We start from the raw sequence: 16,808 nt of genomic DNA on the forward strand, positions 1-16,808 counted from the left end.
GTGCCAGAGTGGTCGGCATGGCTGACCTGACCCGGCACCCGGTGCTCGCCGAAGAGGCTCTGCTCGGGCTCCTGCTGCCGTTCTGGCAGTTGGTGATCGGCGCCTTCGTCCTCGCCGTGCTGCTGCTGTCGGTGGGCCGCCTGATCCGGCGGGGGCCGTCGCGGATGACCACCGCCCTCCTGATCTGCGCGGCGGCGATCGCCGGCTTCACGGTGGTGGGCGTGCTCCTGGGGAGCTGACCGTTCAGAGCCGGCGGTTCGCGAGGCTCGGCAGCTCGGCGCGGATCGTCCGCAGCCGGTCCAGGTCCAGCTCGGTGACCGCCAGCCCGGGGCCGTCCGGAACCTGGCTCAGCACCGTCCCCCACGGGTCCACCACCATGCTGCGCCCGAAACACGTCCGCCCGGGGTCGTGGTCACCGGTCTGGCCGGCCGCCGCCACGAAGCACTGGTTCTCGATCGCCCGGGCCCGGAGCAGCACCTCCCAGTGGTCCCGCCCGGTGTGCGCCATGAACGCCGCCGGCACGACCAGCAGCTCGGCCCGGCCGTCGGCGGCGAGCAGCCGGTAGAGCTCGGGGAACCGGAGGTCGTAGCAGACGGACAGACCGACCCGGAGTCCCTCGACGTCGACGACGACCGGCTTCTCCCCCGGCGCGACCGTGGCCGACTCCTGGTAGGACACCCGACCGGGGATCTCCACGTCGTACAGGTGAATCTTGCGGTAGGCGGCGGCGAGCGCGCCCTCGCGGTCGAAGACCAGCGAGGTGTTCCAGGTGTGTTCCGGATCCGGCCCGGCCTCGTGGAACGAGCCGGCGATCACCCACATGCCGAGCCGTCGGGCAGCCTCGGCGAAGAACCGCCCCACCGTGCCGTCCACCGGCTCGGCCGGTGGCATCCGGTCGGCGTGGCCGAGGTAGTCCACGTACTCCGGCAGGACGGCGAGGTCGGCGCCGGCCGCCGCGGCCCGGACCAGCAGGGCCTCGGCGGCGGCGAGGTTCGCCGCCCGGTCGTCGCGGGCGTTGAGCTGGCAGACGGCGACGCGCATGACCCCGAGGGTACGGGGGCAGGCGGATGGGCGACAGGGCTCAGACGCTGGCCAGCACGAGCGCGGCGGCGGCGAATCCGAGCCCGGCCAGCTGCACCGGCCGCAGCCGTTCCCGGTCCACGGCGAGCGCCAGCAGGACCGTGCTCGCGGGGTAGAGCGAGGCGATCGCGGCCACCACGCTGAGGTGCCCCCGACCGGCGGCGGCGAGGAAGAGCGCGTTCGCCGCGGAGTCGAGCAGGCCGGCGGCGGCCGCCCAGCCGAGCACCCGCCGGCCGAGTCCCAGGCGGGCGCCGGTGCGGGCGACGAGCGCGAGGCCGAAGGCGATCGAGCTGACGCGTACCGCCAGCACCGGCCACATGCCGGCGCTCTCGTCGGCCTGGCCGAGCAGGGCGAAGAAGATGCCGAAGAGCAGACCGGCGGCGAGGGCGGTCCCGATCACCCGGCCGGAGAGGCGGCCGGCGCCACCCCGCTCCCCCAGGCTGACGAGCGCGATGGCCACCACGGCGAGCCCGGCACCGCCCAGCGCCAGGGTGCCCGGGGAGTGGGCCAGGAGCAGGCCCGCGACGATCGGCACGACCGCGGCGGTGATCGCGGTGACCGGTGCCACGACCGCCATGACGCCGGTGGCCAACGCGCGGTAGAGCAGCATGACGCCGGCGGCGCCGGCCACCCCTGCGAGCAGGCCCCAGGCCAGGTCGAGCGGCAGCGGTCTGCCGGGCACGACGAGCACGAGGACGAGCAGCAGCGGCAGGCTGAGCAGCTGCGAGACGACGGTCACGGCGATCGGGTGGGCGTGCCGGGACGCCTTGCCCCCGGAGAAGTCGGCCGTGCCGAACGCGATCGCGGACGCCGCGGCGAGCACAATGGGAAGCACCCGACAGTCGTACCATAATATTGACCGCGAAGGACAGTGTGATGACCGATACCGGCGGACGCGTGAGCGCGGTGACCTCCGCGGTCGCCCGACAGGTACGCGAACTGCGGGCCGCCCGGGGTTGGTCCTTCGACGAGCTGGCCGGCCGGTCCGGCGTCAGCAAGGGCATGCTCGTGCAGATCGAGGGCGCCCGGACCAACCCGAGCATCGGCACCCTCTGCCGGGTGGCCGACGCGTTCGGCGTCAACATCGCCCGGTTGCTGGAGCCGGCGGAGGAGAAGGCGGTACGGGTCACCACGGCGGACGAGGCGCCGGTGCTGTGGCGCGGCGCGCACGGCGGCACCGCGCAGCTGCTCAGCGGCATCGGCGAACCCGACCTGGTGGAACTCTGGGACTGGCGGATGCGGCCCGGTGAGGAGTTGCGTTCCGCCGACCACGCGCACGGCACCCGCGAGGTCCTGTACGTGCTGGACGGCGCCGTCACGGTCACCGTCGACGGCGCCGACCACGAGGTACGCGCCGGCCAGACGGTGGAGTTCCACGCCGACCGGGAGCACGGCTACCGCGCCGCCGGCGACGAACCGGTACGCCTCGTGATGGTGGTGGTCACCCCGTCGGGCGAGTGGGACCGGCGGACCCGGTCACGCGGACCGCGCCCGAGCTGACCCGGGCGCGGTCGCGACGGCGGTCAGGCCGACTTCTCCTCGCGGTCCCGCCGGCGCCGGCCGGTGAACTCGCGGGGCACGATCGTCGGGTTGACGTTCTCCAGGACGACCTCGCGGGTGATCAGCACTCGGGCGGCGTCGGGGTTGCTCGGCACCTCGTACATCACGGAGAGGAGCACCTCTTCCATGATCGCCCGCAGGCCGCGGGCGCCGGTGCCGCGGAGCATGGCCTGGTCGGCGATGGCCTCCAGCGCCGGCTGCTCGAACTCCAGCTCGACGCCGTCCAGCTCGAACAGGCGCTGGTATTGCCGGACCAGGGCATTGCGCGGCTCGGTGAGGATCTTCACCAGGGCGCCCCGGTCGAGGCTGCGCACGTTGGTGATCACCGGGAGCCGGCCGATGAACTCGGGGATCAGCCCGAACTTCAACATGTCTTCCGGCATGACCTGGCTGAAGATGTCGTCGGTGGACCGCTCCGACACCGACCGGAGTCGGGCGCCGAAGCCGGTGCCGCCGGAGCCGGTGCGGGCCTCGATGATCTGGTCGAGGCCGGCGAACGCGCCACCGCAGATGAACAGCACGTTCGTGGTGTCGATCTGGATGAACTCCTGGTGCGGGTGCTTCCGGCCGCCCTGGGGCGGCACGTTGGCGACCGTGCCCTCCAGCATCTTGAGCAGCGCCTGCTGCACGCCCTCGCCGGAGACGTCGCGCGTGATCGACGGGTTCTCCGACTTGCGGGCGATCTTGTCGACCTCGTCGATGTAGATGATGCCGGTCTCGGCGCGCTTGATGTCGTAGTCGGCGGCCTGGATCAGCTTGAGGAGGATGTTCTCCACGTCCTCGCCGACGTAGCCCGCCTCGGTGAGCGCGGTGGCGTCGGCGATCGCGAACGGGACGTTGAGCATCCGGGCCAGCGTCTGCGCCAGGTGGGTCTTACCGCAGCCGGTCGGGCCGAGCAGCATGATGTTGGACTTGGCCAGTTCGACGCCGTCGCTGCCCGAGCCGGGCGCGCCGGCGGCCTCCGCCTGGATCCGCTTGTAGTGGTTGTAGACCGCGACGGCGAGCGCCTTCTTGGCCTGCTCCTGGCCGACGACGTAGTTGTCGAGGAACTGGCAGATCTCCATCGGCTTGGGAAGCTCTTCCCACTTCACCTCGCCGGACTCGGCCAGCTCCTCCTCGATGATCTCGTTACAGAGATCGATGCACTCGTCGCAGATGTAGACGCCGGGGCCCGCGATGAGTTTCTTGACCTGCTTCTGGGACTTGCCACAGAAGGAGCACTTCAGTAGGTCGCCGCCGTCACCGATCCGTGCCACCTACGTTCTCCCTGCACTCATCGGCCGGAGCGCCGGCCCTGACCTGCGAGCGCCCGAGGCGCTCGTCCGTCCTGTCGTTCCACCATGCTGTCGGCTCCACCCGATCCGACCCGCGGAGCGGTACAGACCCGACGTTACCCGGTGGCCGGGTTTTCTCCGACCCCCAAAACGGGTGTGTCAGAGGTCGGCCGGGAACGATGCCCCGACCGACCTCCGACCCCGCGTCGCTCAGCCCGCGGCGTGGGACGCCAGCAGACCCTTCTTGCGGCTGGTCAGGATCGTGTCGACCAGCCCGTACTCCTTGGACTCCTCGGCCGTCATGATCTTGTCACGGTCGATGTCCTTGCGAACCTGCTCGATCGGGCGGTTGCAGTGCCGGGACAGCATGTCCTCCAGCTGCGTCCGCATCCGCAGGATCTCCCGCGCCTGGATCTCGATGTCCGAGCCCTGCCCGTAGCCGCCCTCGGTGGCCGGCTGGTGGATGATGATCCGGGAGTTCGGCAGCGCCATCCGCTTGCCCGGGGTGCCCGCGGAGAGCAGCACCGCCGCCGCGCTGGCCGCCTGCCCGAGGCAGACGGTCTGGATGTCGGGGCGGACGTACTGCATGGTGTCGTAGATCGCCGTCATGGCGGTGAAGGAACCGCCGGGCGAGTTGATGTACATGATGATGTCGCGGTCCGGGTCGGTGCCCTCCAGCGTCAGCAGCTGGGCCATCACGTCGTTGGCCGACGCGTCGTCCACCTGGACGCCGAGGAAGATGATCCGGTCCTCGAAGAGCTTGTTGTACGGGTTGGACTCCTTCATCCCGTACGACGTGCGCTCGACGAACGACGGCAGCACGTAGCGGTTGTGCACGGCCGCGAACTGGGGCGGCAGGCTCAGGTCGGTCATCGTCAGCTCCTCGCTCAGCTCAGGGTCCCGGCGCCATCCGGAACCTGGGCGGCTCCGATGATCACCTTGTCGATGAAGCCGTAGTCCATGGCCTCCTGGGCGGTGAACCAACGGTCGCGGTCCGAGTCGGCCTCGATCTGCTCCTGGGACTGGCCGGTGTGGTGCGCGACCCGCTCCTGGAACATCCGCTTGGTGTAGAGCATCTGCTCGGCCTGGATCGCGATGTCCGACGCGGTGCCGCCGAGGCCGCCGGAGGGCTGGTGCATCATGATCCGCGCGTGCGGCAGGGCGTAGCGCTTGCCCTTGGTGCCCGCGCAGAGCAGGAGCTGGCCCATCGAGGCGGCCATGCCCATGGCCACCGTCGACACGTCGTTGTCGATGTACTGCATCGTGTCGTAGATCGCCATGCCGGAGTAGACCGAGCCACCCGGCGAGTTGATCCAGAGGAAGATGTCGCGGTCCGGGTCCTCCGCCGCGAGCAGCAGCAGCTGCGCGCAGATGCGGTTGGCCACCTGGTCGTTCACCTCGCTGCCCAGGAAGATGATCCGTTCCTTGAGCAACCGGTTGTAGACCGAGTCGTCGAGGTTGCCAATGGAGTCGCCACCGCGGGCCTCGATCGCCCGGAGCGACTTCTTGGGGATGTGCATGTCGGTCATGGCAGCCCTTCGCTCTCCGTACCGTCCTACCCGACACTAACCGCTCTGCCGGGAGGCGTACTCCCGGTCGGGGCACTGTTCGCTCTCAGCGCAGTCACCCGCTCGGCGTACCCCGGAAAGGGTTTCGGCCGCCGCCCGGCGCGCAACGCGGGACGACGGCCGACGCCCTGACGATCAGTGCTGGTGGTCGTGCTCGGCCTCGTTCTGGGCCCGCAGCGCGTCGAGGGAGACCTCGTTGCCCGCCGCGTCCTTGATCGTGATCTTCTCCATCACCGCGGCGAGCGCCTTGCCCCGGCGGACGTCACCGAAGACGGCCGCGGCGGCGCCGGAGCGGACCAGCTGGTCGTAGTACTGCTGGGGAGCCATGCCGGCACGCTGGGCGCGGTGCACGATCTCGTGCCCGAACTCGTCGTCGGAGACCTGCACGTCCTCGGCGTCGGCCAGGGTGTCCAGCAGGAGCTGGATCTTGACGCCGTCGGTCGCCGCCTCGGTCAGCTCGGCGTCGATCTGCTCCTCGGTCTTCTCCTCGGCGGCGAGGTATTCCTCCAGGGAGGCGCCGATGCGCTCGAGCTGGTCGACCATCGCGGCCTTGCGGCTCTCGACCTCTTCCTTGACGACACCCTCCGGCGCCGGCACCTCGGCGGCGGCGACCATCTGCTCGAGGGCCTTGTCGCGGGCGGCGTAGATCTGCTCGACCTGCTTGCCCCGGGTGACCCGCTCCCGCAGGTCGCCGCGCAGCTCCTCGATGGTGTCGAACTCGCTGGCCATCTGCGCGAAGTCGTCGTCGAGCTCGGGGAGCTCCTTCTCCTTCACCGTGCGGACGGTCACCGCCACGTCGGCGTCGCGGCCGGCGTAGTCGCCGCCGACGAGCTGGGTGGTGAAGGTGGTGCTCTCGCCGGCGGCCAGGCCGACCAGCGCCTCGTCCAGACCCGGCAGCAGCTGCTTGCTGCCCACCTCGTGCGAGATGTTGCTCGCCGAGCCGCCCGGCACCTCCTCGCCGTCGACCGTGGCGTTCAGGTCGATCTGCACGAAGTCGCCCTCCTGGGCGGCCCGCTCGACGGTCTTCAGCGTGGCGAAGCGCTCGCGCAGGCTGTTGACCTGGTCGTCGATCTCGCTGTCGGCGATCTCGATCTCGTCGACGGTCACCTCGATGGTGGCCGGGTCCGGCAGCGTGATCTCCGGACGGACGTCGACCTCGGCGGTGAAGTTGAGCGAGTCACCGTCGTTGAACTCGGTGATGTCCACCTCGGGGCGGCCGAGCGTCTTGAGGTCGTGCTCGCGGACCGCGGCGAGGATGTTCTGCGGGATGGCCTCCTGGATCGCCTCGTTGAGGACGGTTCCCCGGCCCACCCGCTGGTCGATCACCGCGCTGGGAACCTTGCCCCGGCGGAAGCCGGGAACCTGGACCTGCTGGCCGATCTCCCGGTACGCCTTCTTGAGGCTCGGCTCGAGCTCGACGAACGGCACCTCGATGGCGAGCCGCACGCGCGTCGGGCTCAGAGTCTCGACGGTGCTCTTCACAGGCGTACTCCTTGACGGATCTGGGTGTTGAGTCTGGGGCGTGATTGCGCGCATCGAGTGTAGGCGAGCCGGGCTGCGGCACGGGCAGCGCCCGGGTGCCGCGCGGAAAAACCGGCGGTTCCCGGGACGATCCGGTCGCGTACGACAGTCGGGGTGGCGGGATTTGAACCCACGGCCCCTCGCTCCCAAAGCGAGTGCGCTACCAAGCTGCGCCACACCCCGTGGCGACGAAGAGTGTATGCCGTCCGACCCCCCGAGCGGGTGACCGGGGCGCGCCGCGTCGCCCGGCGGGGCCTGCCGGCCGGTGGCCGTGCCCCGCCACCTCACCGAGGTGGCGGAATCGTCCTGCCCCGAACCCCGCCACCTCGCCGAGGTGGCGTCGATCATGGAGGTCGACGACGACGCGGTATACCGCCGCGCGTCCGGATCGGGGATTCGGTAGGCTGTCGGGCGCGCCCCGCTGCTGTGGGGTGCACGCGGGCGTAGCTCAATGGTAGAGCTTCAGTCTTCCAAACTGACTACGCGGGTTCGATTCCCGTCGCCCGCTCCAACACCCTCCGGCCCAGGTCAGAGGCTGCATCCCCCGATCCTGGGCCGGTCGGCCACTCCCCCGCTCCGATCTTGCGGGCCATCCGTGGGCCATTAGCTGTTCTGGCCGCCCTTGCCTCGGGTGTGCCGGACGATCCGCCGGTCCATGGCCGAGGCGATCTCGCGGTCCCGCTCGCTGGTTGCGTGCTGATAGATCAACGCCGCTCGCATGCTTGCGTGCCCCATTCGCTGCATCAGCTCGCGAGTGCTCGCGCCAGAGGCTGCGGCGAGGGTGTTCCCGGTGTGCCGCAGGTCATGGAAGTGGAAGCCAGGAAGGCCCACCGAGGCGAGCCCATCTATGTCGGCCCGAGTGACATGGAGCCGGCTCAGATCTTCTCAGGCCCCGCGCTCACCCTTCGACCCGACCGTGGCTCCTTTTTGCCCTGGGATTGGCTCCTGGAGGGTGAGGGGGCGAGCCAGGCGAGCGGTCAGTGTCGGGTCAGGGTGTCTCGGTACCAGCGTGACCGCGAACCGCGGGATAGCTGGAAGCTGTCCGCTGGCGAGCGCGCTCTCGTGACGTCAGGCCGTTTGGCAATCCTCGCTCTGTGGGTGGGCTGCGAGCGCGACCCCCACTGACAGAGCGATCGTGAGGAACCCTGCCGGGCCATCCACGGGCCAGTAACCGTGGCGCGCAGCGGTCATGAGAGGGCACGAGTGGCTTCCGGCCCTGCCGCCGGCCGCAGGCGTTTCGGGCATCACGGCCGGTTGATCGCGCTCTTCCAAACTGACTAAGCGGGTTCGATTCCCGTCGCCCGCTCCACCTACGAAGGGCCAGGTGGCCCGCGTGATCGCGGCACCTGAGCCCGTCCACCACTCCCCCTGGCCGATCGTGCGTGCCGCTCACCGCCGACGGCGGCCCTGCCCGGAAGGGTTCCGGCTCGGTCGCAGCCAGGGCGAGGTGCCCGAGCTGCGGACCGACGCGCCGGGAGATCAGGTGCCCGGGGAGCGAGACCGTCAGTCGAGGGCCGAGCGGGCTGCGGCGAGGAACGCATCGCGCAGGTCGTCGAGCGCGGGGTAGAGGGCCTCCAGATCGGGCACGCCGTCCCAGACCGCCCGATTGATCCGCTGGAAGTAGACGCGCGCGGAGCTGTGCACGTCGGGCGGGAAGAGCACCTGGAGCATGCTGCCGGCGACCCAGAGCTGTTTCATCGCCTCCTGGGCAGCACGGGGCCAGGAATCACCGGGAGCCCAGTCGGCGGGGCGTTCGAAGGCGAGGCGCTCCGCATCGGCAGCCACGGCGACGAACCGTTCCAGACAGGTGAGCCGTTCGGCCCGTCGGGCGTCGGCCCGGGCGACGTCCTGCCTGCGCTGCTCGGTGCGGGCGCTCATGCGTTGCGTGCTGGACTGCACGAGCCAGGAGAAGCCGCCGCCGAGCACGACCCCGCTGAGCGAGATGATCGCCGTAGCGAACTGGCCGTCCACTGTGCTCACAGTAGCCGCCTGGACCCGACATGCCGATCGCCACCGCGCCCGGTGATCCCGATCAGCCGGTGCGGCGTCTCGGCAACGGCCGGTGGTGGGTCGAGTAGCCGCGCGCCCGGCCCGACGCTCCCGTCGGGCCGGGCGCGCCGCGCGAGCTAGGCGACGAAGCGGGAGCGGCGCCGACGCCCGATCAGGTAGCCGACGGCCCCGAGGAGCAGGAGCGCACCGCCGACCCCGGCCACGGCCGCGGTGTTCGCACCGGTCACGGGCAGCCCACCGCCCTCGCCGCCGGGAGCAGCGGGGCTGTCGGAGGGAACCGCCGTCGGCGCGACGGTCGACGTGGCGCTCGGCGTGGCGCTCGGCGTCGACGTGGGCGTGGCGGTCGGCGTCGCGGTGGGCTGGGACGCGCAGTCGAGCGCCCGCGCGTCGTACACGCCCTCGTTCAGGTAGGCCAGGTAGACGTCGATGCCGGGGGCGTCGAGCACCTTCTGGGCGGCCGCCTTCACGTTGGCACCGGCATCCACCAACGTCCGGGCCACCGAGATCCGCAGATCTGTCGCCCACGCCTTCTGCATGTCCGTCTTGAGGAAGGCGCGCAGGTCGTCCGCGGTGCCGTCCAGTCGCTCCTGGATGGCGCGCGGCAGCACGGGCAGCGACTCCGCGTTCGCTTCGGCCAGGAGCTGGTTCGCCAACAGGCGTACCTGGGTGTTGGTGGCGGTGTCCAGGTCGATGGTGACGAACTCGCGCAGGTCCTTGAACACCTTGCGCTCCACCGTCTGGCAGGCCGCGTCCAGCCCCGGCGTCGCGGCTCGCGCCGTCGCCGGCGACGCCGGAATCAGAAAGGCCAGCGCCATGACGACGCCGACCGACAACTTCCATCGCATATGGACTTTTCCTCCCCGTGACGACAAAAAGCAGAGGGATACTACCGTCGATGGGCGGGAGGCGAGGGACGTCGGCACCCACCCGCCCGGACGGCGGGCACGCCGGTCCGGCCGACCGACGCGAGCGGATCAGATGCGCCGGGGGCGGATCCGGTGGCCGGCCAGGCGCCCGCCCTCGGCCAGCAGCGCGTCCACCGCGGCGAGCGCGGCCTGCCAGGCGGCGTCGGCGCCCGGGTCCTGGCGTCGGGTCAGCCGCTCCACGGCTGCCAGGTGGTGCCGGACCTGCTCCAGGTGCGCGTCGAGGGCCGAGGGCCGGCTCCAGCGCAGGTAGCGGGGTGTCACGTAGAGCCGCACGTAGGCGGCGTCCCGGTAGCGCGGGTTGCGCAGCGAGCGCCGGCGAAGGTAGGCCAGCTCGCCGAGCGCCAGCGCGTCGGCAAGCGGCAGTTCCTGGCCGGCCATGCCGGCATCCTGCCCGGTGTGCCGGCCCAGGGCGAACGGGATTCGGCACTGGTGAACGGGACCACCGCCACGGAGGCTTGCCTCGTGACGAGCGCGGACGGACCTAGTAGTGGTCCTCGATCGGCCGGCGCGCCTCGTCGAACAGTGCCGGCCCCTCGTAGCGCACCGGGGGCGGCGCCGGGGTGGCCGGCTTCACCGCGGCGAACTGCTCGCTGGACAGCGCGTACACCACCCGGCCGAGGCCGGACACGCCGATCGCGGTCGCGCACATCGGGCAGGGCTGGCAACTGGTGTACATGGTGGTGCCGGCGGCCACGTCGGGGGCCAGTTCCCGGGCGGCCCAGCGGGCCAGCTTGAGTTCGGGGTGGGCGGTGATGTCCGAGTCGGACACCACGGTGTTGTGGTCCTCGATCAGGACCGAGCCGTCCGGACCCACCAGCAGCGAGCCGAACGGCCGCTCGCCGGACGCTCCGGCCCGGTCGGCGAGGTCCACGGCGTGGCGCAGGAACGCTTCGTCGTCGGGTGTCATCGGCCCTCCCCGGGTCGGTCGTGGGCCGCCCCGGCCACGGGCATGCCGAGTCGGCGTCGGATCCATTCCCTGGTGTCCTCGGCCAGCGCGTCGGCCACGAGCAGCCGGGGCAGCAGCTCCGGCTCCAGTGTGCCCGCGCGGAAGGTCAACGCCACGGTCACGTCGTGGTCGGGCCGGTGCACGACCTCGAGCGGATCCCCGGCCTGGACCGAGCCCGGCTCGATCACCCGCAGGTACGCCCCGGGCCGCGCCGCCCGCGTGAACCGTTTGATCCACCCGTGCTCGCCCAGCCACCCCTGGAACGTGCCGCACGGGATGCGCGGGCAGGACACCTCCAGCACCAGGTCCGCGCCGACCCGCCACCGTTCCCCGATCAGCGCGTCGTCGACGTCGACGCCGGAGGTGGTCAGGTTCTCCCCGAAGGCGCCGTTGCGCAACGCCCGGCCCAGCTCGGCCTCCCAGCGGTCCAGGGCCTCCCGGGCGTACGCGTAGACCGCCTGGTCGGGGCCGCCGTGGTGGGCCACGTCGTAGACCCGGTCGCCCGCCAGCCCGACCTGGCCGGTGCCCTTGGGGCCGGGCGCGGTGACCAGGACGGGACCGTCGACGGGCCGCTTGTCGATGCCGGTGGCCTCGATTCCCTTCCACGGGTTGGGTCGCGGCCGGCCGACGTTGACCGAGAGCACCTTCATGGCGGCGACGGTAGGCGCTGACGGCCGACCGGGCCACCCCATTCCCGCACCGGGGCGGGAAGCGCGGCGGCGCGGGCTGCGTACGATGCGGGGCCGGACATCGGCTCGTCGGGTGGAGGTAGCGACGGATGTCAGGCCAGCAGGACGGTTTCGCGCTCGCCGTGGACCTCGGCACCTCGAACACCGTGGCGGTGCTGCGCCGGCCCGACGGGCGTACCCGGCCGTTGCTGGTGGACGGTCACCCGATCCTGCCGTCCGGTGTGTACGCCGACGCCGACGGTCACCTGCACGTCGGCCGGGACGCGCAGCGCCTGGCCCAGGCCGACCCGGCCGGCTACGAGCCGAACCCGAAGCGGCGGGTCGACGAGGAGACGGTCGAGCTGCGCGGGCGCGCGTACCGGCCGGCGGAGCTGCTGGCCGCGACGCTGCGGGCGGTCGCGGACGCGGCGGTGGCCGTGGTCGGCCTGTTGCCCCCGGCGGTGGTGACCCATCCGGCGGCCTGGGCGGCGCCCCGGCGACAGGTGCTGCACGACGCGCTGGAGCTGGCCGGGTGGCCGGCGGCGGCCGAGCACACCCTCGCCGGGCCGATCGCGCCCGGCACCCGCCTGCTGCGCGAGCCGGTGGCCGCGGCCCGCTACTACACCCAGGTGCTGCGCCGGCCGGTGCCGGTGGGCGGCGTGGTGGCGGTCTTCGACTTCGGCGGGGGGACGCTCGACGTCGCCGTGCTCCGCAACGAGGGCGCCGACCCGTGGGGCGACTCCGGCTTCCCGCTCGTCGCCACCGGCGGGATCGCCGACCTCGGCGGCCTCGACCTGGACGCGGCCCTGCTGGGCCGGCTCGGCGAGCTGGTGCGACCGGCCCATCCCGAGCGGTGGGCCCGGTTGACCGACCCGACGACGACCGCCGAGCGGCGGGACCGTCAGCAGCTCTGGGACAACGTGCGCGGCGCCAAGGAGATGCTCTCCCGGGCCGTGGTCGCGCCGGTCGCCGTACCGGGGGTGGAGGAGGCCGTCCCGCTGACCCGGGAGGACTTCGAGCGGCTCGCCGCGCCGCTGCTCGCCCGCGCGGTCGCCGAGACCCGGAACGTGACCGCCGCCGCCGGCCTGCGCCCGGACCAGCTCTCCGGTCTCTTCCTGGTCGGCGGCTCGACCCGGGTGCCGCTGGTGGCCCGGCTGCTGCACGCCGAGCTGGGGATCGCGCCGACCGTGCTGGAGCAGCCGGAGCTGCCGGTCGCCGAGGGCGCGCTGACCGACCTGCCGCTGCCCCGCGCGGCCCGGCGTCCCGGGGCGCCGGCGGCGCCACCGGAGCCCGGACCGCCGGCGCCGGCCGGACACGAGGCGACCACCGCCCCCGCGGCCCGCGTCGGCGAGGGCCCCGCCTCGGTGCGCGGACCGCACGGCACCGTCCCCGAGGCGGCGGCCCCGGTGCCCGCCGGCCCGCACGGCACGCTGGTCGCCGACGCGCCCGAGCAGAACCCGGTGGGCACGGCCCGTCCGGCGCCCCCGCCGCCGGGGAACGCGCCGCCGCACGCCGGCGCGTTCACGCCGGGGTACGCGTCGGCGTACGCCGCCCCTGCGACGACCGAACAGGCGCGGCCGGCCGATGGCGGCTGGCCGAGCGCGGCGCCGGTTGCCGGCGTACCCGGATCGCCGCTCCCGCCGACCCCGGACGCCGCACCGCCGGGCGGCGGGGGTCGGGGACGCGGCCGGCGGGGCCGGTGGATCGCGCTGGGCGCCGGTGTGGTGGTGGTCGGCCTGGTGGCCGCGACGCTGCTCTGGGTGTTCCGGGACCGGCACCCGGCGCTGGACTTCCAGGCGCCGGTGCTGGTCGGAACGGTGGCCGTCGGCGACGAACGGCCGGGTGAGATGTTCACCGCGACCCTGGCCGACCGCGCCTACCTGGCCTGGTCGCGGCCGGACGACCGCCTCACCGTGCGGGCGGTCGACACCGCCACCGGAAAGAAGATCTGGGAGCAGCAGACCGGGGTAGGCGCGGACCGGTGGGCCGGGATCCGGGCGCTGCCCGACGGCGTCGCCGTCCTCGCCGAGGCGTCCGGCTCCGCCACGCCCCGCCCCCTGCTGGTGCTCGACGGCGGGAACGGCGACCAGCGGTGGAAGATCGACATCCGGGGCGACGACGAGATCTTCCTCGGCGCCGACCGGGTGGTGTGGTTGGACCGGACCGGCAACCGGCTGGTCGGGCTGCGGCTCGACGACGGCCGGCAGCGCTGGGTGCAGGACAATCCGCGCAGCGAGTACGGCGACGCCCGGACCGTGGTGGTCCCGGTCGGCACCGCCGAGGCGCTCGACGGGGCCGGATATCCGGACGGCTCGCCGCGCGCGCCGTGGGCGGGGAAGGCCGACCGGCTGGTGCAGGTCGGCGCGGACCGGTCGGTGCGGGTGCTCGCCATGAGCAGCGGCGAGATCCTGAAGAGCCGGGGCAACGTGGCCGACCTCGACGACCCGGTGACCGCCCGCGACGACCGGCTGTACGTGGCGGAGACCGACCGGGGCCTGCGCCTGGTCTCCTACGACCTGGGCAGCCTGGGCGTGCCCGACGTGCTGTACGCCTCGGAGCCGGGCAGCCGGGCGAAGGACCTGGTCACCTGCGGGGAACACCGCGCCTGCCTGCTGGAGGTGCCGGAGGCCGGCGCGGACGGCACCCGGGTGGTCGCGGTGACCGAGGGCGAGGACAGCCGGCAGTGGCCCGCCCCCCAGGCGGAACGGCTGGTCCCGCTCGGCGAGCACCTGCTCGCCGAGCGGGACACGCCGCGCGACGCGGTGACCCTGTTCGGGCCGGACGGCGCCGCTCCGGTCCTGCGCGACCGCGACGGCGTGGCGGTCCGGCTGGACGCCGGCAACCTGCTGCTGTTCAGCGAGGCGCCGAGCGGCTACGAGGACGACCGCAGCCTCGCCGGGCTGGCGGTGGCCGGAAAGCCGTTCGAGATGGGGCTGGTCAAGCAGATCCGCAGCGAGTCCTGCTCGTGGAACACCGAGACGCTCGTGTGCGGCGCGGACAAGGAGTTCCGGCTGTACCGGTTCGCCGGGTGAGGGCGTCCGGACGGCGGACCGAAAGTGAGCTTGACAGCGATCGATGTCTCGGCTGGTGTGGACGGCAGTGACATCGACGTCCGTCAGGAGGCCCCGTGTTCGTCCGACGACGGTGGACCGCGCTCGCCGCCACCAGCATCCTGATCACCGCCGCCCTGTCCCATCCGGATCCCGGCGCGGCCGCGCCGGCCGCACCCACGATCACCCTCGCCCCCACCGAGACCGCGCTGGTCCGGGTGCGCCTGGCCGACCAGGGGCAGCTCGACCGCCTGGTGGCCGGCGGCGCCGACCTGGCCAACCGGCCGCGCTCGCGCGACGGCCGGCCGGTCGCCGACCTCGTCCTCACCGGCCGGCAACTCGCCGACCTCACCCGGCAGGGCGCGAGCGCGGTGCAGGTCGTGCAACGCGCCGACGACGGCGCCCGGCGACTCGCCGAGAGCGTCCGGACCGCCGAGGCCCGCACCCGCGGCGGCCTGCGCGCCGCCGACGGGGCGGACACCCTCCAGTTCCTCCAGGCCTACTGGTGGACCACCGGCGGGCGGACGTTCCTCCAGGCCCAGGTGGCCACCACCGCGACCGACGACCCGGACGTGGAGATCACGGTGAGCTGGCGGACGGCCGACGGCGCCACCGGCTCCTTCCCGCTCTACCGGTTCGAGGACTCGGGCGAGTACCAGTACCACTACGCGCTCCCCCAGCCGGTGCCCGCCCGGCCGGTGCAGCTGACCGCCACCTCCAGCCTGGGCGGGACGAGCCGGCCGGTCACGCCCGCGCTCTGGCCGGACGCCGCACCCCCACCGCAGCCGGCCGGCTACCAGAAGGACTTCATCGACGCCTACCTCACGCCCATCGACATCAAGGCGCGGATCGCCCGGCTGGGTCGCCAGTACCGCGACCTGGTCGACGTGATCGACCTGCCCAACCGCACCCAGGGCTACCGGCGCACCGCCGCCGCCTACCTGGGTGATCCGGCCGCCGCCGCGGTGGTGGTGGAGTCGGTCCGCTTCGGCGACCAGGGCATGAACGGTGTCCAGGTGCGCACCGTCGACCCGGGTCGGGCGAACCGGCCGCTGACCGTCCGGTACCGCGACCGGGTGCTCACGGTCTCCCTGGCCACCGACGTCGCCGGCAAGGTGACCAGCAGCACCGACGACGTCGCGGCCGCGATCAACGCCCGGCAGGGGGCGCGGTTCCGGGCCACCGTGGAGGACGGCTCGGCCGGACTGCCGATGCCGGTGGCCGGGCCGGTACGCCTCGACGACGGGTTGCAGGGCACCGAGGTGCCGGCCCGACCGTGGACCGTGCAGGCGCTGCGCATCGGCAGGCACCGGGACGGCTCCCGGGTCGGGGTGCTCGCCTACTCGCAGGAACACGCCCGGGAGTGGGCGACGCCGCTGGTCACGCTGGAGTTCGCCGAGCGGCTGCTGGCCAACGCCCGCACCGACGCGGCGACCCGGCAGCTGCTGGAGCAGGTGGACGTGTTCGTGATCCCGACCGTCAACCCGGACGGCGCGAACTACTCGTTCCACGACTACAACTTCCAGCGCAAGAACCTGGTCAACCACTGCGCCGGCACGGCACGCGACCCGAAATACCGCACCAGCTGGGGCGTGGACGTCAACCGCAACTACACCGTCGGGTCCCTGTTCGACGGGTACGTGGGCGCGAGCGCCAACTGCCTGTCCGGGAACTACGCGGGCACCGCCGAGCTGTCCGAGGCGGAGAGCCGCAACGTGATCGACCTGGCCAAGGCCCACCCGAACATCAGGTTCGCGATGAACGTGCACTCCTACGGCGGCTACTTCATGTGGCCGCCCGGGGCGTACAAGGCGGACGGGCGGGTCACGCTGCCGCGCCCGTCGATCGACGAGTCGACCCTGTTCCTGGCCAGCGCCCGGCGGATCGTCGGGGCCATCGCGGCCGAGCGGGGCACGGTCACCTGGCCGTCGCAGACCGGCCCGGTCGCCGACGTGCTCTACTCGGCGGCCGGCAACTCGGCCGACCAGCTCTACTACGAGCTGGGCATCTTCGCCTGGGACTTCGAGGTGGGCAACGACCGCTGGAACGAGGCCACCGGGCAGTGGGAGGGCGTCGGCTTCCAGCCGCCCTTCGACGAGGCGCACGGCGAGTCGCAGGAGTATGCCGGCGGCCTGGTGGAGCTGGTCCGGGTGGCCCGCGACTACGCGGCCCGCAACCCGGTCCGGCGCTGATCCGAGGGTCCCC

The 16,808-nt window shown here is 72.7% G+C and carries 16 protein-coding genes and 2 tRNA genes; 5 read left to right on the forward strand and 13 right to left on the reverse strand.

The window, feature by feature from the left end:
• Window positions 1-17 precede the first annotated feature (17 nt).
• On the forward strand, window positions 18-239 hold the full coding sequence (locus ACN27B_RS02975; RefSeq protein WP_099164944.1) for a hypothetical protein: 222 nt from the start codon (window positions 18-20) through the stop codon (window positions 237-239).
• A gap of 4 nt (window positions 240-243) precedes the next feature.
• Here ACN27B_RS02975 and ACN27B_RS02980 read toward each other — a convergent pair whose 3' ends face one another.
• A complete protein-coding gene (locus ACN27B_RS02980; RefSeq protein ID WP_357629820.1) occupies window positions 244-1,041 on the reverse strand; it encodes a carbon-nitrogen hydrolase family protein in 798 nt (265 codons plus the stop codon).
• A 40-nt stretch (window positions 1,042-1,081) separates the two neighbouring features.
• Window positions 1,082-1,915 (reverse strand): EamA family transporter, encoded by an 834-nt coding sequence (locus ACN27B_RS02985; protein WP_422743395.1) that lies wholly within the window; start codon window positions 1,913-1,915, stop codon window positions 1,082-1,084.
• A 41-nt stretch (window positions 1,916-1,956) separates the two neighbouring features.
• Here ACN27B_RS02985 and ACN27B_RS02990 point away from each other — a divergent pair, with 41 nt between their 5' ends.
• Window positions 1,957-2,580, forward strand: coding sequence for a helix-turn-helix domain-containing protein (locus ACN27B_RS02990; protein ID WP_422743397.1), 624 nt, complete (start codon window positions 1,957-1,959; stop codon window positions 2,578-2,580).
• Window positions 2,581-2,603: 23 nt separating this feature from the next.
• Here the strand turns inward: ACN27B_RS02990 and clpX are convergent, their stop codons facing one another.
• The 5 genes from clpX to ACN27B_RS03015 form a co-directional block, all read right to left on the reverse strand.
• Entirely contained in the window at window positions 2,604-3,896 is a 1,293-nt protein-coding gene (gene clpX / locus ACN27B_RS02995) for an ATP-dependent Clp protease ATP-binding subunit ClpX (protein WP_089158259.1), read from the reverse strand.
• 228 nt (window positions 3,897-4,124) lie between these two features.
• On the reverse strand, window positions 4,125-4,787 hold the full coding sequence (locus tag ACN27B_RS03000) for an ATP-dependent Clp protease proteolytic subunit (RefSeq protein ID WP_013288034.1): 663 nt from the start codon (window positions 4,785-4,787) through the stop codon (window positions 4,125-4,127).
• A 14-nt stretch (window positions 4,788-4,801) separates the two neighbouring features.
• Window positions 4,802-5,443: an ATP-dependent Clp protease proteolytic subunit gene (locus tag ACN27B_RS03005; RefSeq protein ID WP_091571833.1), complete on the reverse strand. Its 642-nt coding sequence runs from the start codon at window positions 5,441-5,443 to the stop codon at window positions 4,802-4,804.
• 174 nt (window positions 5,444-5,617) lie between these two features.
• On the reverse strand, window positions 5,618-6,964 hold the full coding sequence (gene tig / locus ACN27B_RS03010) for a trigger factor (protein ID WP_157779179.1): 1,347 nt from the start codon (window positions 6,962-6,964) through the stop codon (window positions 5,618-5,620).
• A 148-nt stretch (window positions 6,965-7,112) separates the two neighbouring features.
• Window positions 7,113-7,186 (reverse strand) — tRNA-Pro (locus ACN27B_RS03015).
• A gap of 254 nt (window positions 7,187-7,440) precedes the next feature.
• Here ACN27B_RS03015 and ACN27B_RS03020 point away from each other — a divergent pair.
• Window positions 7,441-7,514, forward strand: a tRNA-Gly gene (locus ACN27B_RS03020).
• 92 nt (window positions 7,515-7,606) lie between these two features.
• Here the strand turns inward: ACN27B_RS03020 and ACN27B_RS03025 are convergent.
• The 6 genes from ACN27B_RS03025 to ACN27B_RS03050 all read right to left on the reverse strand — a co-directional run bounded on the left by ACN27B_RS03025 (window position 7,607) and on the right by ACN27B_RS03050 (window position 11,535).
• Window positions 7,607-7,834: a tyrosine-type recombinase/integrase gene (locus tag ACN27B_RS03025; RefSeq protein WP_422743401.1), complete on the reverse strand. Its 228-nt coding sequence runs from the start codon at window positions 7,832-7,834 to the stop codon at window positions 7,607-7,609.
• 672 nt (window positions 7,835-8,506) lie between these two features.
• Complete coding sequence (locus tag ACN27B_RS03030) at window positions 8,507-8,974, reverse strand: hypothetical protein (RefSeq protein WP_422743403.1); 468 nt, start codon at window positions 8,972-8,974, stop codon at window positions 8,507-8,509.
• A gap of 155 nt (window positions 8,975-9,129) precedes the next feature.
• A complete protein-coding gene (locus ACN27B_RS03035; RefSeq protein WP_396821959.1) occupies window positions 9,130-9,858 on the reverse strand; it encodes an LPXTG cell wall anchor domain-containing protein in 729 nt (242 codons plus the stop codon).
• A gap of 129 nt (window positions 9,859-9,987) precedes the next feature.
• Complete coding sequence (locus ACN27B_RS03040) at window positions 9,988-10,317, reverse strand: hypothetical protein (protein ID WP_396821958.1); 330 nt, start codon at window positions 10,315-10,317, stop codon at window positions 9,988-9,990.
• A 103-nt stretch (window positions 10,318-10,420) separates the two neighbouring features.
• Entirely contained in the window at window positions 10,421-10,846 is a 426-nt protein-coding gene (locus ACN27B_RS03045) for a nucleoside deaminase (RefSeq protein WP_099163988.1), read from the reverse strand.
• Window positions 10,843-11,535, reverse strand: a complete 693-nt coding sequence (locus ACN27B_RS03050; protein ID WP_422743406.1) for an MOSC domain-containing protein — start codon at window positions 11,533-11,535, stop codon at window positions 10,843-10,845. The genes ACN27B_RS03045 and ACN27B_RS03050 overlap by 4 nt, the downstream gene beginning before the upstream one ends.
• Before the next feature lie 128 nt (window positions 11,536-11,663).
• Here ACN27B_RS03050 and ACN27B_RS03055 point away from each other — a divergent pair, with 128 nt between their 5' ends.
• Both ACN27B_RS03055 and ACN27B_RS03060 read left to right on the forward strand, forming a co-directional pair.
• Entirely contained in the window at window positions 11,664-14,585 is a 2,922-nt protein-coding gene (locus ACN27B_RS03055) for an Hsp70 family protein (protein ID WP_422743408.1), read from the forward strand.
• A 95-nt stretch (window positions 14,586-14,680) separates the two neighbouring features.
• A complete protein-coding gene (locus tag ACN27B_RS03060) occupies window positions 14,681-16,795 on the forward strand; it encodes a M14 family zinc carboxypeptidase (RefSeq protein ID WP_099163985.1) in 2,115 nt (704 codons plus the stop codon).
• Window positions 16,796-16,808 lie beyond the last annotated feature (13 nt).

The organism is Micromonospora sp. WMMD754 (genome assembly GCF_049315235.1).
GTDB classification, from domain to species: domain Bacteria; phylum Actinomycetota; class Actinomycetes; order Mycobacteriales; family Micromonosporaceae; genus Micromonospora; species Micromonospora sediminicola.

Bases quoted from the DNA above. Each gene is read 5' to 3' on its own strand.
- ACN27B_RS02975 (WP_099164944.1), top strand. From the start codon at position 18: ATGGCTGACCTGACCCGGCACCCGGTGCTCGCCGAAGAGGCTCTGCTC.
- ACN27B_RS02980 (WP_357629820.1), bottom strand. From the start codon at position 1,041: ATGCGCGTCGCCGTCTGCCAGCTCAACGCCCGCGACGACCGGGCGGCG.
- ACN27B_RS02990 (WP_422743397.1), top strand. From the start codon at position 1,957: ATGACCGATACCGGCGGACGCGTGAGCGCGGTGACCTCCGCGGTCGCC.
- ACN27B_RS03000 (WP_013288034.1), bottom strand. From the start codon at position 4,787: ATGACCGACCTGAGCCTGCCGCCCCAGTTCGCGGCCGTGCACAACCGC.
- ACN27B_RS03005 (WP_091571833.1), bottom strand. From the start codon at position 5,443: ATGACCGACATGCACATCCCCAAGAAGTCGCTCCGGGCGATCGAGGCC.
- ACN27B_RS03035 (WP_396821959.1), bottom strand. From the start codon at position 9,858: ATGCGATGGAAGTTGTCGGTCGGCGTCGTCATGGCGCTGGCCTTTCTG.
- ACN27B_RS03040 (WP_396821958.1), bottom strand. From the start codon at position 10,317: ATGGCCGGCCAGGAACTGCCGCTTGCCGACGCGCTGGCGCTCGGCGAG.
- ACN27B_RS03045 (WP_099163988.1), bottom strand. From the start codon at position 10,846: ATGACACCCGACGACGAAGCGTTCCTGCGCCACGCCGTGGACCTCGCC.
- ACN27B_RS03050 (WP_422743406.1), bottom strand. From the start codon at position 11,535: ATGAAGGTGCTCTCGGTCAACGTCGGCCGGCCGCGACCCAACCCGTGG.
- ACN27B_RS03055 (WP_422743408.1), top strand. From the start codon at position 11,664: ATGTCAGGCCAGCAGGACGGTTTCGCGCTCGCCGTGGACCTCGGCACC.